This window comes from Halomonas sp. EF61, assembly GCF_040147045.1.
Lineage (GTDB): Bacteria > Pseudomonadota > Gammaproteobacteria > Pseudomonadales > Halomonadaceae > Halomonas > Halomonas litopenaei.
The window spans coordinates 522997-541768 of record NZ_JAMSHM010000002.1 but is presented as its reverse complement, the minus strand read 5'-3'; the positions used below and the strand labels follow the sequence as shown (position 1 = coordinate 541768).

At 64.2% G+C, this 18772-nt stretch carries 17 protein-coding genes; 8 read left to right on the top strand and 9 right to left on the bottom strand.

The window, feature by feature from the left end; genetic code table 11:
• Nucleotides 1-6: 6 nt before the first annotated feature.
• The 4 genes from NFI08_RS11360 to NFI08_RS11345 form a co-directional block, all read right to left on the bottom strand.
• Nucleotides 7-363 (bottom strand): DUF4870 family protein, encoded by a 357-nt coding sequence (locus NFI08_RS11360; protein WP_349589442.1) that lies wholly within the window; start codon nt 361-363, stop codon nt 7-9.
• Complete coding sequence (locus NFI08_RS11355; protein ID WP_349589439.1) at nt 360-1301, bottom strand: lysophospholipid acyltransferase family protein; 942 nt, start codon at nt 1299-1301, stop codon at nt 360-362. Before NFI08_RS11355 ends, NFI08_RS11360 begins: the two co-directional genes overlap by 4 nt.
• A 1-nt stretch (nt 1302) precedes the next feature.
• Complete coding sequence (locus NFI08_RS11350) at nt 1303-1695, bottom strand: DUF4870 family protein (protein WP_045994904.1); 393 nt, start codon at nt 1693-1695, stop codon at nt 1303-1305.
• A 98-nt stretch (nt 1696-1793) separates the two neighbouring features.
• Nucleotides 1794-2180, bottom strand: coding sequence for a VOC family protein (locus NFI08_RS11345; protein ID WP_108131577.1), 387 nt, complete (start codon nt 2178-2180; stop codon nt 1794-1796).
• Nucleotides 2181-2221: 41 nt separating this feature from the next.
• Here NFI08_RS11345 and NFI08_RS11340 point away from each other — a divergent pair, with 41 nt between their 5' ends.
• Nucleotides 2222-2860: a class I SAM-dependent methyltransferase gene (locus NFI08_RS11340; RefSeq protein WP_349589437.1), complete on the top strand. Its 639-nt coding sequence runs from the start codon at nt 2222-2224 to the stop codon at nt 2858-2860.
• Between the two features lie 198 nt (nt 2861-3058).
• Nucleotides 3059-4549 (top strand): MFS transporter, encoded by a 1491-nt coding sequence (locus tag NFI08_RS11335; protein WP_349589434.1) that lies wholly within the window; start codon nt 3059-3061, stop codon nt 4547-4549.
• A 101-nt stretch (nt 4550-4650) separates the two neighbouring features.
• On the opposite strand, the gene NFI08_RS11330 is transcribed toward NFI08_RS11335, so the two are convergent.
• Both NFI08_RS11330 and NFI08_RS11325 read right to left on the bottom strand, forming a co-directional pair.
• Nucleotides 4651-4803, bottom strand: coding sequence for a hypothetical protein (locus NFI08_RS11330; RefSeq protein ID WP_156088597.1), 153 nt, complete (start codon nt 4801-4803; stop codon nt 4651-4653).
• Nucleotides 4804-4978: 175 nt separating this feature from the next.
• Nucleotides 4979-6313, bottom strand: coding sequence for a replication-associated recombination protein A (locus tag NFI08_RS11325; RefSeq protein WP_349589431.1), 1335 nt, complete (start codon nt 6311-6313; stop codon nt 4979-4981).
• A gap of 226 nt (nt 6314-6539) precedes the next feature.
• On the opposite strand from NFI08_RS11325, the gene NFI08_RS11320 reads away from it, so the two are divergent.
• From NFI08_RS11320 to NFI08_RS11305, 4 genes are all read left to right on the top strand, one after another.
• Nucleotides 6540-7082, top strand: coding sequence for a hemerythrin domain-containing protein (locus NFI08_RS11320; protein WP_045994910.1), 543 nt, complete (start codon nt 6540-6542; stop codon nt 7080-7082).
• 325 nt (nt 7083-7407) lie between these two features.
• The gene (murI, locus tag NFI08_RS11315; protein WP_045994899.1) at nt 7408-8220 is read left to right on the top strand and encodes a glutamate racemase; all 813 of its coding nucleotides are present in this window, start codon (nt 7408-7410) and stop codon (nt 8218-8220) included.
• Nucleotides 8221-8313: 93 nt separating this feature from the next.
• Complete coding sequence (trmA, locus tag NFI08_RS11310) at nt 8314-9420, top strand: tRNA (uridine(54)-C5)-methyltransferase TrmA (protein WP_253555700.1); 1107 nt, start codon at nt 8314-8316, stop codon at nt 9418-9420.
• 213 nt (nt 9421-9633) lie between these two features.
• On the top strand, nt 9634-14475 hold the full coding sequence (locus NFI08_RS11305; protein WP_349589427.1) for an NAD-glutamate dehydrogenase: 4842 nt from the start codon (nt 9634-9636) through the stop codon (nt 14473-14475).
• 175 nt (nt 14476-14650) lie between these two features.
• Here NFI08_RS11305 and NFI08_RS11300 read toward each other — a convergent pair whose 3' ends face one another.
• Nucleotides 14651-15022, bottom strand: a complete 372-nt coding sequence (locus NFI08_RS11300; protein WP_045994896.1) for a hypothetical protein — start codon at nt 15020-15022, stop codon at nt 14651-14653.
• Between the two features lie 396 nt (nt 15023-15418).
• The gene (mgtE, locus tag NFI08_RS11295) at nt 15419-16771 is read right to left on the bottom strand and encodes a magnesium transporter (protein ID WP_108131584.1); all 1353 of its coding nucleotides are present in this window, start codon (nt 16769-16771) and stop codon (nt 15419-15421) included.
• 101 nt (nt 16772-16872) lie between these two features.
• Here mgtE and NFI08_RS11290 point away from each other — a divergent pair, with 101 nt between their 5' ends.
• Together NFI08_RS11290 and NFI08_RS11285 are read left to right on the top strand one after the other, a co-directional pair.
• On the top strand, nt 16873-17163 hold the full coding sequence (locus NFI08_RS11290) for an encapsulin-associated ferritin-like protein (protein ID WP_045994894.1): 291 nt from the start codon (nt 16873-16875) through the stop codon (nt 17161-17163).
• 128 nt (nt 17164-17291) lie between these two features.
• The gene (locus NFI08_RS11285; protein WP_349589422.1) at nt 17292-18308 is read left to right on the top strand and encodes a quinone-dependent dihydroorotate dehydrogenase; all 1017 of its coding nucleotides are present in this window, start codon (nt 17292-17294) and stop codon (nt 18306-18308) included.
• An 81-nt stretch (nt 18309-18389) separates the two neighbouring features.
• On the opposite strand, the gene rmf is transcribed toward NFI08_RS11285, so the two are convergent.
• Nucleotides 18390-18596, bottom strand: coding sequence for a ribosome modulation factor (rmf, locus tag NFI08_RS11280; RefSeq protein WP_045994893.1), 207 nt, complete (start codon nt 18594-18596; stop codon nt 18390-18392).
• Between the last annotated feature and the right edge of the window lie 176 nt (nt 18597-18772).

The following is an 18772-nucleotide window of genomic DNA, read 5'->3' as shown; positions in this document are numbered from 1 at the left end:
CCGCGCCTACCATAGCCAGCTGGATGGTCTGGGCGGCGGCAGGCGCTGGTGCAGGGCACGCCAGCCGATGATGCAGCGGATCACGAACCAGGCGGTGACCAGCAGCGGGGGTAGCGCCAGGCCGATGATCAGCACCGACAGTACCACCGCGGCGACCATGTAGAGCAGGCCGATCCAGAAGGTGCTGATCAGAAACTGGTAGTGGGCACGCAGCCAGGGGGCGGCGTCGGTGCGATAGACATAGGCGACGACTAGCGCGATCAACAGCGTCACGAAACCGCTCACCAGTCCTGCCAGGTAGAGCAGATAGAGGACGTGGCCGACGCGGGTCTCCGGCGGCGGCGACACTGACGCTGTCGTCACTTCATGTTCCTCGAGCTGTAGAGGCGGTAACGGCGGAAGTCGGGATCGCCACGTTGTTCTTCCAGGGTCTTGGTGTAGCGCTTGTATTCCCACTGGTACTGGGCCGGGTCGAGTGCGATCACCGCCTCGATGCTGGCATTGACCCCGCTGCAGGAGATGGTCTCGTCTTCATCGTAGACGCGCTCGTCGGCGGCCAGGAAGTACAGCGCGAAGCCCCGCCCGGGACGGCGCAGAGCGACGCCGGTCACGACCCTTGCATTGGTGCGCGACACCAGCTTGGGTAACAGGGTGGCGGTGTAGGCGGGGCGCTCGAAGAACGGCGCGAACACGCCGCTGCCCCAGCTGGGTTCCTGATCGGGCAGGATGCCGACGGCCTCGGATCGCTTGAGCGCCTTGAGCAGCGCCGCCACGCCTCGCGGGTTGGTCGGCACCAGGCTGGCGCCGCAGCGCTCGCGCCCGGCGCGGATGATCGGGTCCAGCGGTGCCAGCTTGGGCGGCTCGTACATGGCGGTGAAGGAGAAGTGGCTCGACAGCCAGAAGTTCAGCACCTCCCAGTTGCCGAAGTGAGGCGCCAGGATGATCACGCCCTTGCCCTCGGCGCGGGCATCATCCAGCAGTTCGCGGCCATGTACCTCGACGATGCTGTCGGCCACTCGGTCTGGGTCGCCCTGCCAGGCAAAGCCGAGTTCCAGCATGGTGGCGGTGGAATGCTTGAGGCTTTCGCGCCCCAGGGTGGCGCGACGGGCCTCGGTAAGGTCGGGATAGACCACTTCCAGATTGAGCCTGGTCACCGCGCGTTCGCGCTTGAGCAGGGGGTAGGCCACATTGACCAGGGCGACGCTGAGTCGCCATAGGGTCGTCGGTGACAGACGTGACAGTATCCGCCACAGGCGTGATATCGCGGTAGCCTGGAGTCGCTGTTGCCAGGGGACGTTCATATCAGATCAACCAACTTTCCACATTGTCCGGAGCGCGCTTTTCCTGCAGTGCCTTGAAGCCTTTGACGCAGCGCACGATCAACCACACCGCCAGGGCCAGCAGCAGCGGCAGGCCGATCACGATCAAGGTCAGGATCGAGGCCACGATGCCGTAGAGCAGGCCTATCCAGAAGGTACGGATCTGGTAGCGATAGTGCTCGTCTAGCCACTCGGGGCCCTTGCCACGGTAGACGTAGGCGATGATCACCCCGATCACCGCGGTGAAGCCGGTGACCAGGTTTGCCAGCAGCAACGCGTAGCCCACCAGCGACATGGTGGTGTCGGCGGGGGGCGTGTCGCCAGGTGAGGGAGGCTCGACAGTGGGTCGTTGAGGCGTAAGGTCGTGTTGGCTCATCCATGGTCCCTTGGGTGCATGTCATACGGCCCCGTTATCATACCCAGCCTGTGCCGCATTGCCATGACAGGCGAAGCGACCCGCAGGGACGACCGACGTTACTCCTGTTTGAGCGGACGGCTGATCTCCAGCAGGTTGCCGTCCGGGTCGCGAAGATACAGCGACTCGATCTTGCCGGTGGCACCCTGACGTTCCACGGGGCCCAGTTCCACCTCGACCGACAGGGCATCGAGGTGAGCCTTCACCTCAGCCAGCGGCAGATGGCTCTTGAAACAGACGTCGAGGCTGCCTGGAGTAGGGGTGGCGGCCCTGGGGGTCACGTCGGTGGCGGTCCAGTGCAGGCGCAGGGCCAGCTCGCCGAGCATCAGGTCGACCCGCTCGGTATCGCGATAGCGGACGTCCAGGCCCAGAACGCGGGTGTAGAAGTCCACGGCGCGGGAAATATCGGTCACGGTGATGACCAGGTGATCTAGACCTGACAGCATGCCTCTCTCCACAAATGATCCAAGTCCCAGAGAATACGACGATGCCAAGCTGTCCGCTATGCGCAAACCCGACGACGCACCACTTTCATGCGGACGGGCGCCGCGACTATTTTCGCTGCTCGGTATGTGACCTGGTGGCGGTGCCTCCCGAGCAGCGCCTGGGACCGCAGGCCGAGAAGGCGGTCTACGATCAGCACGACAACCGCCCGGATGATCCCGGCTATCGTCGTTTTCTGAGTCGTCTGTTTGATCCCCTGAGCGATCGTCTGTCGCCGGGTGCCGAGGGGCTCGATTTCGGTGCGGGGCCCGGTCCGACGCTGTCGCTGATGTTCGAGGAGGCGGGGTTTCCCACTCGGATCCATGATCCCTACTACCATCCCGCGCCGGAGAACCTGAAGCGGTATTACGATTTCATCACCGCCACCGAGGTGGTCGAGCACCTGTTCGCACCCGGCCCGGTGCTGTTTGCGCTGGCCCGACAACTGCGACCCGGTGGCTGGCTGGGGCTGATGACCAAGCGCACGCCGGAGGACTTTGCCCGCTGGCACTATATTCGTGATCCCACCCATGTGGTGTTCTTCAGCGAGACGAGCTTTCGCTGGTTGGCCGAGGCACTCGGCATGAGTGTCGACTTCCCCGCGGCCGATGTGGTTCTGATGCGCCGTGACACGAGTCACTGAGGCCGGATTTATGCTTGACCAACAATGCGTTACAGATGCATGGGTGACGCCCTTCGAAAGACATTGACAGGCGCGAAAAGGGGGGTATATTCGCCGCCCAAGAGTCGTCGATACGCACCGTGACGGACGGACTCGAAACATCAACACCCACCCGCCGCCGCCGTCCGCGTCGTCCGCATCGCTGGAGCCCGACTCCTCATGTCTCCCCAACTCCTGGCCATGGCCCTGCCCCCCGTTCTGGGGCTATTCATTCTGGGCATCGGCAACGGTTTTCTGTCTTCACTTATCACCCTGCGCCTGGACGCCGCCGGTGAATCGCCGGTGGTCATCGGCTGGGTCTCCGGCGCCTACTTCATCGGTCTTGGCCTGGGTGCCCTGTTCAACGACCGGCTGCTGCTCGCTATCGGCCATATTCGTGCCTACGGCAGCTTCGCCTCGCTGGTGGCGGTGACGGTGTTGCTGCAGGGGCTGATCCTGGATCCGGTGGCCTGGTTCGGGCTGCGTCTGGTAGGTGGCTGGGCCACGGTCGGGGTCTTCCTGGTGATCGAGAGCTGGCTGCTGGCCTCCGGAGACTCCAAGGTGCGCGGGCGTCTGCTGGCGCTGTACATGATCGCCCTGTACGGCTCAGGTGTGCTCGGTCAGCTGCTTTTGGGCATCACCCAGAATATGGGCGAAACGGCCCCCTTCATGGTCATCGGTGCCCTGGCCTCGCTGTCGGTGCTGCCGATGGCGATGATTCCGCGGGTCACGCCACTGCTCGACAAGGTCGAGCCGCTGTCGCCGCTGCGCCTGATGATCCTCACCCCCACCGGGGTAGTGGGGGCCTTCGGTTCCGGCATGCTGGCGGCTGCGGTGTACGCCCTGATGCCGCTGTATCTGCAGCGTACCGGCTTTGATCTGGCCGAGGTCGGCCAGCTGATGGCGATAACGGTACTCGGCGCCATGCTGCTGCAGTATCCGGTGGGCCGCTGGTCGGATCGTCACGACCGCCAGCTGGTGCTGATCCTGATCGGTCTGTTCTGCCTGGCCATCTCGCTGGCGGTGCTGCTGCTGCCGTTGCCGAGCTGGGGGCTGGCCGCGCTGCTGTTCCTGCTGGGCGGTGGCGTCTTTTCGTTGTATCCGGTATCGGTCAGCCACTCGGCGGACCGTGCCCCCGCCGGCGCCCTGGTGCCCATGAGTCAGGGGCTTTTGCTGATCAGCGCGCTTGGCTCCTCGGTCAGTCCGCCGCTGGTCAGCCCGGTGATGGCGGCGCTTGGCGATACCGCCCTTTTCATGGCCTTCGGCGCCCTCGGTGGCGCCCTGGTGCTGTTCTTCGCCTGGCGTCGCCTGGTGCGTCCGGCGCCGGTGCCGGTGGTGCCGTTCTCCCCGGCGACGCCGTTGTCGTCGGTGGGTGCGGAATTCGTGGTCACCGACGAGTGGGTGGCGGGCGCCAAGGAGCACGAGCATATGGAAGACCTGTCCGACGTGGTGCCGGACGTGGACGTGGCCGAGCCCATGGTGGGGCCGCCAGCGGAGGAAGGTCAGTACGTGCCTTACTTCGATGAAGACGGCTACCACGATGGCGTGCTCGAGGTGAACCATCACGAGTCTGATGAAGACGCCGCCGCTATCGAGCCAACGCCCGTCGAACCCGGCTGGGAGCAGGAGTCGCCGTCGGCGGCTGAGCCGGGCGAGGCACCCAAGGGCTGATCAACGTGGCCGGCGAACTTGTCCCTTTGGGTCGGCGTGGGCGGCCCAGACCTGGCCAGAGGCGCCGGCCTGAGCGGTCAACATGTGGCAGACAGTGGGCCTCAGTTCGGTCCGAACAGCAGCTTGAACAGCGCACGACGTACCGCGGGTGTCGCCTGCTGGCGGGCGTAGGCCAGCAGCACGTCGTGATGGTTGGGGTGACGGGCGTTCTGTACCAGGATCTGACGAGCTTGCTGTAGCTGGGTGGCCGACATGACAGTCCCTCCGGAGCATCGGGTGCCCACCATGGGCACTTGAGTCCCACAGTAGTCGCGGTCCTGGCTCGCTCCTTACGATGCCTGGTTGTGCTGCAGCGGCCTATTTCCTTCCCACGTCGAAGACAGATGGTTTTTCTCAAGTGGTATCTGAGCTGCCACCTCCGCTGCTATCTCATCCGCTATCTGCGGCCTCATCGAGCTGCGCCCGCCAGGCCATGATGCGAGCGAAACGCTCTTCCTGGCCGTGATCGGTGGGGCGGTAGAAGCGCTCGGTCGGCACTGCCTCGGGCCAGCAGTTGTGGGCCGACCCCGCCGGGTAGCCGTTGGGCTCGGCGTGGGCGTAGCGGTAGCCATCGCCGTGGCCCAGGGAAGCCATCAGCTTGGTCGGTGCGTTGCGCAGGTAGGTCGGTACCTCCAGGCTCGGCTGGGCCGCGACAAAGGCCTGGGCCTTCTTCCAGGCCTGGTCGATGGCGTTGCTCTTGGGCGCTACCGCCAGGTGGATGGCGGCGTGGGCGATGGCGCGCTGGCCTTCGTAGTCGCCCAGACGCAGGTAGGCATCCCAGGCCGACATGACCAGTGGCAGGCAACGCGGGTCGGCGTTGCCGACGTCCTCCGAGGCGATGGCCGCCAGGCGACGGATGACGTCCAGCGGATCGCCACCGCCCTGGATGAAGCGGGCCATGTACAGAAGGGCGGCGTCGGGGCGCGATGAGCGTACCGACTTGTGCAGTGCCGACAGCAGGTCGTAGTAGTGATCGCCCTGCTTGTCGAAGGCGCTGGCGGTGTGGCCGATGACGTCCTCGAGCGCCTCGCGGGGCAGACGCTCAGCACCGCCTTCCGCCTGGGTGAAGTCGCAGGCGGTCTCCAGAAGGCCCAGGGCGCGCCGGGCGTCGCCGGCCGAGGCGCGCGCCAGTATCGCCAGCACCTCGTCGTCGACGCGGATGTCGCGGTGACCAAGGCCGCGCTCGGGGTCGGCCAGGGCGCGGCGCATGACCTCGATCAGCGCGGCCTCGTCCAGCGCCTTGAGCACATGGACACGGGCCCGGGACAACAGCGCCGAATTGACCTCGAAGGAGGGGTTCTCGGTGGTGGCGCCGATCAGCGTCAGAAGGCCTGACTCGACGTGGGGCAGCAGGGCGTCCTGCTGACTCTTATTGAGGCGGTGGATCTCGTCGAGAAACAATACCGTGGTCTGTCCCTGGCCCTGGGCCACCCGGGCGCGCTCCACCACCTCGCGAATGTCCTTGACCCCGGCCATGACCGCCGACAAGCGCTCCAGCCGTGCGCTGGAGGCGCTGGCGAGGATATCGGCCAGGGTCGTCTTGCCGACGCCGGGTGGCCCCCACAGGATCATCGAGCGTACCTGGCCGGCTTCTACCATGCGCCGCAATGGTTTGCCTGGCCCCACCAGCGACGGCTGGCCCACGTAGTCGTCCAGGGACCTCGGGCGCATGCGCCAGGCCAGGGGCGCGGCGTCTGCCTGGTGGGCCTGTTCGAACATGTCCATCGACGACTCCTGAGAAGAATGAATTGAGCGCCAGACGTCAACGCTCAGGCGGTCTGTAGGAAATCAACCCTTCTGAATGTGGCAATTTTCGTCGGGCAAAAACTCGATTATGCGTCTAGGGTGATACATTCCGGTTCCCGCACGATCCGGAACCTGACCCGAGAAGGCCAGTCTAAGCTAGGGTGCCTTCAGCTCATGCTGACCACAGGAGGTTTCCGTCATGCCCATGCTAAAGCAACTGCGACGGGATCATGCCAACATGGCGCGCATACTGCACGTCCTGCAACTCAAGCAAAAGACCCTCGCGCAGGGAGAGCGGCCCAACTTCCAGCTCGTCAGGGAGGTGGTTGACTATATTCTCGACTACATGGCGGGTTTCACCCTGCCCCTGGAGCAGATCTGTACCGACCGTCTCAAGGAGCTGGCCCCCGAAAGCGAGGCAGTGGCCGAGCAGCTGTCCGGCGACTACCGCAAGCTCAAGGCCCGGCTGACGCGCCTGTCCCGTGACATCGACATGATCCTGATGGATGTCGCCATCCCCATGGACCAGTTTGCCGATGACCTCAAGCAGTACCTGGACAGCCACCGTGCTTACCTTCGCCAAGAGCGTGAGGAACTGTTCCCGCTGATCAGCGAGCACTTCTCGGACGAAGACCTCGATCGCCTGGCCCACGCCCTGCCGGAGAACGCCACCGCCGAACTTGAGCGACTCCAGGCCGCCTACCCTGAACTCTATGCCGAGCTACGCGAGGAGCCGGTACCCGCCTGATCGGTTTTTCCCTTGTTTTCCCCTTGCTTCTCGAGCATCACGTCGTCGGCCCGAACTCCGGTTCGGGCCGCATGACGTCTGCGCTCACCTCGGCGCGCTGGCGTATCCGTGGGCGCCCTTGCTGCGCTTATGCAGGTCCGCCAATGTCGGGTAGAATGGCGCCCATGTTGATTCAGGCGCCGTTTCCCTTGCTCAGCCTCTTGCCCCACCTCCTTCCCCGTCTCCGGTCGGCCTCGATGGCGGCCCGATCCGATCGTGGGGGATATCTCCCCGCCGTCCGGCAGTGGCGGTGGGCATGGGCTTTGCCCGTCAGGGAGGAGGCTTGATGGCCGGACCTGTGCTGGTGTTCGACTCCGGCGTGGGCGGGCTTTCCGTGGTGGCGGCGCTCAGACGCCATCTGCCCGATACGGCGCTTGCCTACTGCTGCGACAACGCCATGCTGCCCTACGGTACGCGGCCGGACCCTTGGTTGGTCGAGCGGATCGTCGCGGTGTGCGAGGCGGCGGTGAATCGTACCGGTGCCGATACCCTGGTGGTGGCCTGCAATACCGCCAGCACCCTGGCACTGGAGGCCTTGCGCGAGCGCCTGGACGTGCCGGTGGTGGGCACGGTGCCGGCGATCAAGCCGGCCGCCCAGGCCAGTCGCAGTGGGCATCTGGCACTGCTGGCCACCAGCGCAACGGTCGCCCGGCCCTACACCCAGCGGCTGATCGACAGCTATGCGCCGCACTGTCAGGTCGAGAAGGTGGCCGCCGACGCGCTGGTGGCCGAGGCGGAGCGCGCCATCCAGGGGCACGCTATCGATCCTGCGGTGGTTCGCCAGGCGCTGGCAGCGCTTGTGGAGGATGCCCGTATCGATACGGTGGTGCTGGGGTGTACCCACTTTCCCTTGTTGCGTCGCTGGCTCGACGAGGCCATGCCGCGGGCCGTCACCTGGGTAGACTCCGGCGACGCCATTGCCCGACGGACGGCCCAGGTGGCGGTGGGCCCGGATGCCCGACAGGGCCTCGATGCGGCCTGGGTCACGAGTCTATTGCGGGATTCGTCAGGTGCGACGGACGCCTCGGAAAGGCTGACGCGAGGGCTTGCGTCCTTCGGCTTTGCGGCCCCTTGTCTGCTGGACGTGCCCAGCGCTTGACCCACCTCTTGTACACCGTTCGGCAGCGGCGTTGACCACGCCGTCATCGCCCACGTCATATGTTTATTGTTCATCGTTTTTCCAGGAGTTTCCGTGGCCATACCCGTCGTTGAACCCGAACGCTATGCCGAACAGCTCGCCGCCAAGCGTGATCGCCTGGTCGAGCAGTTTGCGCGGTTTTCTCCGCCCGAGCTCGAGGTGTATCCGTCACCGCCGAGTCACTACCGGCAACGCTGCGAGTTTCGCGTCTGGCATGAGGGCGACGATCTCTACTATGTGATGTTCGAGGTCAATCCCGAGGACCCCGACGACAAGCGGCTGGTACGCATGGACCAGTTCGCGGTGGCCAGTGAACGCATCAATGCCCTTATGCCGGCGCTGCTCGACGCCATCCGTGACAACCCGGTGATGCGGCGCAAGCTGTTTCAGGTGGAGTTTCTGACCACCCTGGCGGGTGAGACGTTGATCAGCCTGATCTACCACCGCCCGCTGGAAGAAGACTGGGAGCGGGATGCCCGGGAACTCGAGCGCGAGCTTGGGGTGATGATCATCGGCCGCTCACGCAAGCAGCGGCTGGTGCTGACCCGCGACCACGTGTGGGAACGTCTCGAGGTGGACGGACAGGTACTGCACTACCAGCAGGTGGAAAACAGCTTTACCCAGCCCAATGCGCGCATCTGCGCCTCCATGCTGTCCTGGGCACGGGAGGTGACCGCGGGCAGCCAGCAGCAGGACCTGGTCGAGCTCTACTGCGGCAACGGCAACTTCACCATCGCCCTGGCAGAGAATTTTCGCCGGGTTCTGGCCACCGAGATCTCGCGCACCTCGGTGGCAAGCGCCAGGGTCAATCTCGAGGCCAACGCGGTGACCAATGCCTTTGTCGCGCGGATGTCTGCCGAAGACTTCTCTTCTGCGCTCAAAGGGGAGAAAACAGGCCGGCGAGTGGACGAGATGTGCCTGGGTGACTATGACTTCTCCACAGTGCTGGTGGACCCACCGCGGGCCGGTCTGGACGCCGACAGCTGTGATCAACTGAGTGAATACCCGCGTATCGTCTATATTTCATGCAATCCGGACACCCTGGCCGTCAATCTCGAACAGCTCACCAGGACGCACCGCATCGTTCGTTTCGCTCTGTTTGACCAGTTCCCCTTCACCCATCACTGTGAGTGCGGGGTCTTGCTGGAACGGCGCTCCTGAGGCGCCAACGAGCCTAACGCAAGCGTGCTGTCAAGGGGGGATGCGTAACCGTCATGCTCCATGAGAAGGCGGGCATCTGGATGGGGGTGGGGTGGGGATTGGCGTAAGCTTGCCGAATGCGCCGGGAGCGCCGGATGCGTAGCGCCGCGCAGCACGCTCGTCACTACCTTTACACAGGCCACAGTGAAGTGGCCGCCGCCAACCGAGGTGAGGATGTTACACGTCGCACAGGATGACAGTCGCGAGGATCTGCTCAAGCAACTCGAGGAAAAGCTGGAAGGACGCCTCGATCAGGAAAAGGCCGGTCTGGTGGGTGACTTCGCTCGCCATTTCTACTCCACGGTGCCGCTGGAGGATCTGAGCGAGCGGCGCCTGGATGATCTGTACGGCGCCACCCTGTCGGTGTGGCACTTCCTGCAGCAGTTCGATCCGGCCTCACCCAAGGTCAAGGTCATGAACCCTGACTTCGAGGAGCACGGCTGGCAGTCGACCCACACCTTTGTCGCGGTGCTGCACGAAGACATGCCGTTTCTGGTCGACTCGGTGCGCATCGAGCTCAACCGTCGTGGCATGACCGTCCACGCCATCCACAATTCAGTCCTGTCGGTCGCTCGTGACAAGCAGCACCGGGTCGAGCGTGTGTCGTCTCCGGGTGAAAAGGACGCCCCCGAGCATCGTGAGTCGCTGATCGCCATCGAGGTGGATCGTCACTCCGACCCCGAGGAGCTGGCGGCCATCGAGCAGAGCATCCACGAGGTGCTGAAGGAAGTGCGCACGGCGGTGGCGGACTTCGATCCGATGCGCGCGCGCATCCGCGAGACCATCGACGAGCTCAATAGCTGCTGCCCAGGCCCGATCGACAAGGCCGATCATGACGAGGCGGTGGCCTTCCTCGAATGGATGCTGGAAGACAACTTCACCTTCCTCGGCTATGACGAGTTCACCGTCGACAAGGACAACGGTGGCCAGAGCCTCAATCAGGTCGACGGCAGCGAGCTCGGTCTGTTCCGTCTGTCCGATGCTCAGTATCGCCAGCGTATCCGCACCGACCAGGGGGTCGAGGGCGATCGCTACGTGCTGGTGCCGCAGCTTCTGTCATTCGCCAAGAGCGCCTTCCACGCCCGCGTCCACCGTCCCACCTATCCGGATTACGTGACCATCGATCGCTATGACGACAAGGGCAACGTCATCGGCGAGCGTCGCTTTCTGGGGCTGTTCACCGCTGGGGTCTACAACGACTCGCCGCGTCATATTCCGATCCTGAGGCGCAAGCTCAAGACGGTGATGGATATCGCCGGCTTCAACCCCAAGGGCCACAACGGCAAGCAGCTGACCCAGATCCTCGAGGTCTATCCCCGCGACGACCTGTTCCAGATCGACACCGACGAGCTGGCCCAGACGGCGCTGGGTATCCTCGATATCCGTGAACGTCGCCGGGTGCGGCTGTTCATCCGCGAGGATCGCTTCGGTCGCTTCTATTCGTGCCTGGTATTCGTGCCGCGCGACGTGTTCTCCACCGAGCTTCGTCTGCGTCTGCAGAACCTGCTGTGCGAGGAACTCGACGCCACCTTCGGTGACTTCAACACCTACCTGTCCGAATCGGTGCTGGCGCGGATCCAGTTCATCCTGCGCTTCAACGGCGACACGCCGACCGACTACGACATCAAGGCGCTGGAAGAGAAACTGGCGCGGCTCGCCCGCAACTGGCGTGACGATCTGCTCAATGCCGCCATCGAAGGCTTCGGCGAGGAACACGCCAACCAGCTGCTGGATCGCTTCCGCGACGCCTTCCAGGCCAGCTACCAGGAAGACTTCAGCGCTCGCACCGCGGTGTACGACCTGCAGCACATCGGCGAGCTGGACAACGGCAAGCCGCTGGCGCTGTCGCTGTACCGACTGATCGAGGAAGAGGGCAGCGGCGTCAACCTCAAGCTGTTCCACAAGCGCAAGCCGATTCCGCTGTCCGACGTGCTGCCGATGATGGAAAACCTGGGGCTCAGGGTCATCGGTGAACGCCCCTACGAGGTCGAGGCGGTGGACGAGAGCTACTGGATCCACGACTTCGATCTGGAGCATCACACCGACACCGAGGTCAACCTGCAGGAGATGCGCAAGCCGTTCATCGAGGCCTTCCAGCGCATCTGGGCCGGCGAGGCGGACAATGACCGCTTCAACCGCCTGATCATCGGCGCCAACCTCGACTGGCGTGAAGTGGCGATGCTGCGCTCCTACGCGCGTTATCTGAAGCAGATCCGCTTCGGCATCTCCCAGAACTTCATCGCCAATGCACTGGTGGCCCACCCGCAGATCACCCGCGAGCTGGTGACCCTGTTCGAGCTGCGCTTCGATCCCGAGGATCGTCCCGCCGAGGGTGAGATCGAGGCCTGTGTCGAGCGCATCAATGGCCTGCTCGACGACGTCGCCAGCCTCAACGACGACCGGCTGCTGCGTCGTTACGTGGAGCTGATCCAGGCGACCCTGCGCACCAACTACTATCAGAAGACCGAAGACGGCGGCTTCAAGGACTACCTGTCGTTCAAGCTGGAACCGTCCAAGGTCACCGGCATGCCCAAGCCGCGCCCGATGTTCGAGATCTTCGTCTGCTCTCCGCGGGTCGAGGGTGTTCACCTGCGCGGTGGCAAGGTCGCCCGTGGCGGCCTGCGCTGGTCGGATCGCCACGAGGACTTCCGTACCGAGGTGCTCGGGCTGGTCAAGGCGCAGCAGGTCAAGAACTCGGTGATCGTGCCGGTGGGGGCCAAGGGCGGCTTCGTGTGCAAGCGCATGCCGGAAGGTGCCGATCGCGAGACCACCCAGAAGGAAGGCATCGCCTGCTACCAGACCTTCATCCGCGCGCTGCTGGACGTGACCGACAATCTGGTCGGTGGCGAGGTCGTCGAGCCGAAGAACGTGGTACGCCACGACGAGGCCGACCCCTACCTGGTAGTGGCGGCCGACAAGGGCACCGCCACCTTCTCCGACATCGCCAACGAGATTTCCATCGAGTATGGCCACTGGCTGGGTGACGCCTTTGCTTCCGGCGGCGCCAACGGCTACGACCACAAGAAGATGGGCATCACCGCCAAGGGCGCCTGGGAGTCGGTCAAGCGTCACTTCCGTGGCCTCGGCATCAATACCCAGTCCGACGAGTTCAGCGTGGTCGGTATCGGTGACATGGCCGGTGACGTCTTCGGCAACGGCATGCTGCTGTCCGAGACCATTCGCCTAGTCGGTGCCTTCAACCATATGCACATCTTCGTCGATCCGACGCCGGATGCGGCCAGCACCTTCAAGGAGCGCAAGCGCCTGTTCGAGATGCCGCGCTCCAGCTGGGAAGACTATGACACTTCGTTGATCTCCGAAGGCGGCGGCGTCTTCTCCCGTGCGGCCAAGTCGATCAAGATCACGCCGCAGATGAAGGAGGTCTTCGGCATCAGCGAAGACAAGCTGCCGCCCAATGAGCTGATCCAGGCGATGCTGCGCTCGAAGGTCGACCTGATCTGGAACGGCGGCATCGGCACCTACGTCAAGGCCAGCACCGAGACCGACGCCGAGGTCGGCGACAAGGCCAACGACGTGCTGCGCATCGACGGCAAGGAACTGAACTGCCGAGTGGTAGGAGAGGGCGGCAACCTTGGCCTGACCCAGCGCGGGCGCATGGAGGCGGCGGCGCGTGGTGTGCGCGTCAACACCGACTTCATCGACAACGCCGGCGGGGTCAACTGCTCCGACCATGAGGTCAACATCAAGATCCTGATCGATGAGGTGGTGGCCAACGGTGACATGACCGACAAGCAGCGCAATCAGCTGCTGGCGGACATGACCGAGGAAGTCAGCGAGCTGGTGCTGACCGACAACTATCGTCAGACCCTGGCGCTGGATCTGTCCGAGCGGCTGTCCCACCAGGGGATCGGGCCCTATCGCCGCTTTATCAGCGAACTGGAAGCGGCCGGTCAGATCGATCGCGAACTCGAGTTCCTGCCCTCCGACGAGGAGCTCCAGGAGCGTTCCGCCAATGACCAGGGCATGGTGTTGCCGGAGCTGTCGGTGCTGATCTCCTACGCCAAGAGCACGCTCAAGGGCGACCTGATCGCCTCCGACGTGCCCGACGACGAGATCATCGCCCAGCACGCCACCCGGGCCTTCCCCCAGAGCCTGGTGGAGCGCTACCGCGACCAGGTCCTGAGCCACCGCCTGAAGCGCGAAATCGTGGCGACCCAGCTGGCCAACGATCTGGTCGACCACATGGGCATCGTGTTCACCCGCCGGCTGATCGACTCCACCGGCATGGGGCGTGCGGACATCGCGCGGGCCTACGTCATCGCCCGTGACAGCTTCCAGCTGCCCAAGCTGTGGGAGCAGATCGAAGCGCTCGACAATCAGGTCTCGACCGATATCCAGTACGGAATGATGCTCGACCTGATGCGCATGATTCGCCGCGCTTCACGCTGGTTCCTGCGCCATCGTTCGGGCCAGGCTGCCGGTGACTGCATCGAGTACTACCAGCCGCGTATTGCCCAGCTGCAGGAGAATATCGGCAAGCGTCTGCGTGGCGAGGAGCTCGAGGCCTGGCAGGCCCGCCGTGACGAACTCGTCGACGCCGGGGTGCCCGAGGCGCTGGCCTCCACCGTGGCCGCGGCCGATAGCCTGTACGCGGCGCTGGGCATCATCCAGACCGCCCGCCAGGTCAACGAGAAGCCGCAGAAGGTGGCCGAGGTCTGCTACGAGATCGGCGCCCGTCTGGAGCTGCCGTGGATGATCCAGCAGGTTACCGCCTTGCCGGTGAAGGATAGCTGGCAGGCGCAGGCGCGGGAGACCTTCCGCGACGACATCGAGCGTCAGCAGATGGCGTTGACCGCCAGCGTGATGAAGATGGAGAGCGGCGCCCGCGATACCGCCGGACGTGTCGATCAGTGGCTCAAGCACCACGAGTCCATGCACAAGCGCTGGTGCCGCCTGATCAACGAGGTCGACAGTGGCGCCCAGGGCGGCTTCCCGCTGTTTGCCGTGGCGGTGCGTGAGCTGGTGGATCTGGCCGAGAGCAACAGCGAGGTCTAGACCCCGGGTCAGTGAGTCGACCACGCGAGGACGCCCGACGGGCGTCCTCGTCGTAGCCGACACCGATCGAGTGAATCCGTGACGTTGGTTCACACAACGCAAGAAGGGCGCCCCCAGGGGCGCCCTTCTTGCGTCTGGCCTTCGTAGGCCTTGTCGGCAACCAACGGACCGGGGCTTAACGGCAGCTGATGCTCCAGATCGCCTTGAAGCCTTCGCTGTCGTCGTTCAGCGCCGCCAGGTTGGTGTCTTCGTTGACGGTGCCGCCTTCGACCATGGCCTCGGCGCGCTCACGCTTTTCCGGGCTGGTGTTGGGGCCAAGCACCTGTTGCTCCTCGATGATGAATTCGTCGCGATCCTGGGCCTCGCACTGCTCCAGTGCGCGTTCCTTGGCCTCTTCCAGGGCTTCCTGGCGATCGTCGCCGAGCCCGGTGACGATGTAGTCGGTGCTCTCTTTCTCCATCGAGGCGCTGTCGCTGGCGCAGCCGGCCAGGCCGAGGGCGGCAACGGCGCCGAGGGCAAGCATCATGGGGCGAGTCTTGATCATCATGCGGTCTCTCCTTTTCCGTCTTGGGGATCCCTGTTTCCAGCAGGGATGGGCGCTTGTCACCCGCGCCTTGCTGACCATGCTAACGAATCAGCACAGCAGCACAAGAGTAGCGTACCGGCGACGGGGGGTGTCGCAGACAGGAGACGGCAGGCAAGGGATGGCAAACAAGAGCCGGTAGATAAGAGACAGCAGACGAGGGGCGCACCAAGCGGGAGACAAGAGTCGGTAGACAAGCGCCGGTAGATAAGCGATAGCAGACGAGGGGCGCACCAAGCGGGAGGCAGGTGCCGGCAGACTAGCGACGCAGGTGGCGGGAGCACCGATCGGCCACCAGTGCCCGTGGGGGCAGTGATGGCCGGTCGTGATGGCCGAGCGATGATGCCGCTCAGCGAAGCGCTACAGCAGGAAGATCGTCGCCAGGCCGAGGAAGGACATGAAGCCGATCACGTCGGTGACGGTGGTCAGAATGACCGAGCCGGACAGCGCTGGATCGATGTTCATGCGCTTGAGCACGAGGGGAATCACGATGCCGCAGACCCCGGCGGCCAGCATGTTGATGACCAGGGCGGCGGCGATGATCACGCCGATCGCCACGCTCTTGAACCAGAGCACCGCCAGCACCGCCACCACCAGGGCCCAGACGACACCGTTGAGCAGGGCAATGCCGACCTCCTTGCGCAGCAGCCAGTTGCTGTTGGTCTTGCTGATCTGGCCAAGGGCGAGGCCGCGAATGGCCAGGGTCAGGGTCTGGCTGCCGGCGATGCCGCCCATGCTGGCGACGATCGGCATCAGTACCGCCAGCGCCACCACCTTCTCCAGGGCATCCTCGAACTGACCGATGACCCAGGCGGCGAGAAAGGCGGTCAGCAGGTTGATACCGAGCCATACCGCACGGCGCTTGGCGCTGGGCAAAACCGGCGCGAACAGGTCTTCCTCCTCGTCGAGGCCGGCCATGTTCATCAGCGCCTGTTCGGAGTTCTCCTGGATGACGTCGACGATATCGTCGATGACGATACGGCCGATCAACATGCCGTCGTTGTCCACCACCGGGGCCGACGTCAGGTCGTGGGTCTGGAACAGGGTGGCCACGTCGCGGGACTTCATGTCGCCCTGGATGACGTCGACGTCGGCGTCCATCAGCTCCGCCACCGAGGTCTCCTGGTCGTGGGAAACCAGCCGGGCCAGCGGCAGCACGCCGACGAAGTGGCCGATGCGGTCCACCACCATCAGGTTGTCGGTGTTGTCCGGGATCGACTCCTTCCAGCGCAGAAAGCGCTGTACCGTCTCGAGGGTGACGTCGGAGCGCACCCCGATGGCGTCGGTACGCATCAGGCGCCCGGCGCTGTCTTCCTCGAACGACAGGGTCTCCTGCAGACGAGTGCGCTGCATCTCGTCCATGGTGCGCAGCATGTCCTCGGCCACCTGCTTGGGCAGGTCCTCGAACAGCTCTGCCAGGTCGGCGGTGTCCAGGCTTGCCGTGGCGGCGACGATCTCCTCGGGGTCCATGTCCTCGAGCAGGGTGCTGCGCACCTCGTCATGGACGTGCAGCAGGACTTCGCCGTCGTCCTCCGCTGGTACCTGTTCCCATAGCCTGATGCGCTCGCTCAGCGGCAGCGATTCGAGCAGCAGGGCGACCTCGGCGGGTTCGAGATCCTCCAGGGCCTCGGAGACCTCCTGGGGGTTCTCGTCTTCCAGGGCCAGGTGGATGCGCGACAGCTGGCTTTCAAACGTCTCGGTCACTTCTGTCATGGGCCCTCCCGGCATATGTCGCTGACTGACAAGACAACGATCGTGTCCTACGTTGATGGAGTTAGTAGAACACAACTATTTACAAAGAAAAGGAGTGGCGAATGGCTGGATCGAGCGAGGGCTACCACGAACCGGTGGAAGAGTTGACGGCGCAGACCCGGGATTATCATCGCGCCATCGTGTCGTTGATGGAGGAACTGGAGGCAGTCGACTGGTACAACCAGCGAGTTGACGCCTGTCAGGACGAAGATCTACGCAAGATCCTCGAACATAACCGTGATGAGGAAAAGGAGCACGCGGCCATGACCCTGGAGTGGCTGCGCCGCAAGGATCCCGCCATGGACAAGTATCTACGCGAGTTTCTGTTTACCGAAGGGGACATTGGACACTGACGACCTGGGATGAAAGCCCGTTTGGGCAAAACGGCTGAGGTCTGATTCAGGAAGTCGTCGTGGCGTCGCGGCTGCGCTATACTCGCGCCCGGCCGCGCGCCCTCGTCCTTTTTCGCCTCGGAGACGCCATGTACGATCTCGCCCGCTCCCTGTTGTTTCGCCTGGATCCCGAACGGGCCCACGGCCTGTCCTTGACGTCGCTGGACTGGGCGGCGCGCGTGAAGGCGACGCGGTTGCTGGCAGGTGCCCGCGTGGACGATCCGGTCAACGTGATGGGCTTGAGCTTCCCCAACCGTATCGGCCTGGCGGCGGGGCTCGACAAGAACGCCGATCACCTCGACGCCCTGGGGGCGCTGGGCTTCGGCTTCGTCGAGGTCGGCACCGTGACCCCCAGGGCCCAGTCCGGCAACCCCAAGCCCCGGCTGTTCCGCCTGCCCGAGCGTGGCGCCATCATCAATCGCATGGGGTTCAACAACCTCGGCGTGGATCACCTGGTGGAGCAGGTAAAGGCCAGCCGCTACCGCGGGGTGATCGGCATCAATATCGGCAAGAACCTGACCACCTCGGTGGAGGACGCCGGTGACGACTACCTTTACTGCCTGGAGCGGGTTCACGCCCACGCCGACTACGTGGCGGTCAATATCTCGTCACCGAATACCCCGGGGCTACGCAACCTGCAGTTCGGCGACCACCTCGATGAGTTGCTCGGACGCCTGCGCTCGACAGGCACTCGCCTCGATGAACAGAGTGGGCGTCGTGTGCCGCTGGCGGTAAAGATCGCCCCGGACATGGACGAGGAAGAGGTCGTCCTGGTGGCGCGGGCGCTGGCGGACAATGGCATCGACGCGGTGATCGCCACCAACACCACGGTATCCCGTGAAGCGGTGCAAGGGCTTGCGCACGCCGATGAGCAGGGCGGACTGTCGGGTTGCCCGGTGTTCGACGCCTCCAACCTTGTGATCGAGCGGCTGCGCCAGGCGTTGCCCGACATGCCGATCATCGGCGTCGGCGGCGTCGACAGTGGCCAGGCGGCGGTGGCCAAGCGTCAGGCAGGGGGGGATCTGGTGCAGGTGTATTCGGGCTTTATCTACCGCGGACCGGGGCTGGTCCGGGAGTGCGCCAGGGCGCTGGCGTCGGCGCGCTGAAAGGGCGGGCAGCAAAAAGCCCATGGCGTCTTGTGCCATGGGCTTGGCGGGTCTTTCCTTTACCTCGACAGTACTGCGTTATCAGAGCACCATGGGGTTCTTGTGAATGCCGGACACTCCCGTCATGCCCGACCACTGGTCCCCACGACCTTCACGCCAACCGCTCATCCAGTATTCCCGTAGATTGATGTCCTGGCTGGGGCAGTCATCGCGGGATCTACCCGAGAGACCGGCCTTGTAGCCATGTACATAGGCACGCTGGAAGCGATCACGTTTCTGTCGTTTCATGGGTCTACCTCGTGACAAAGGTACCAATCTGACCTGCCCCTGCGGGAAATTCGGGGGATGCAAGCGGCAGGCCCGTGATGCCCAAGCCCTGCGATGTGCAGGCTCTCCCGAGTCGCACGAAATGAAGGCTTGTTGACAGGGACACATGTGTCGTATCTCGTAGCTACCATTCCATT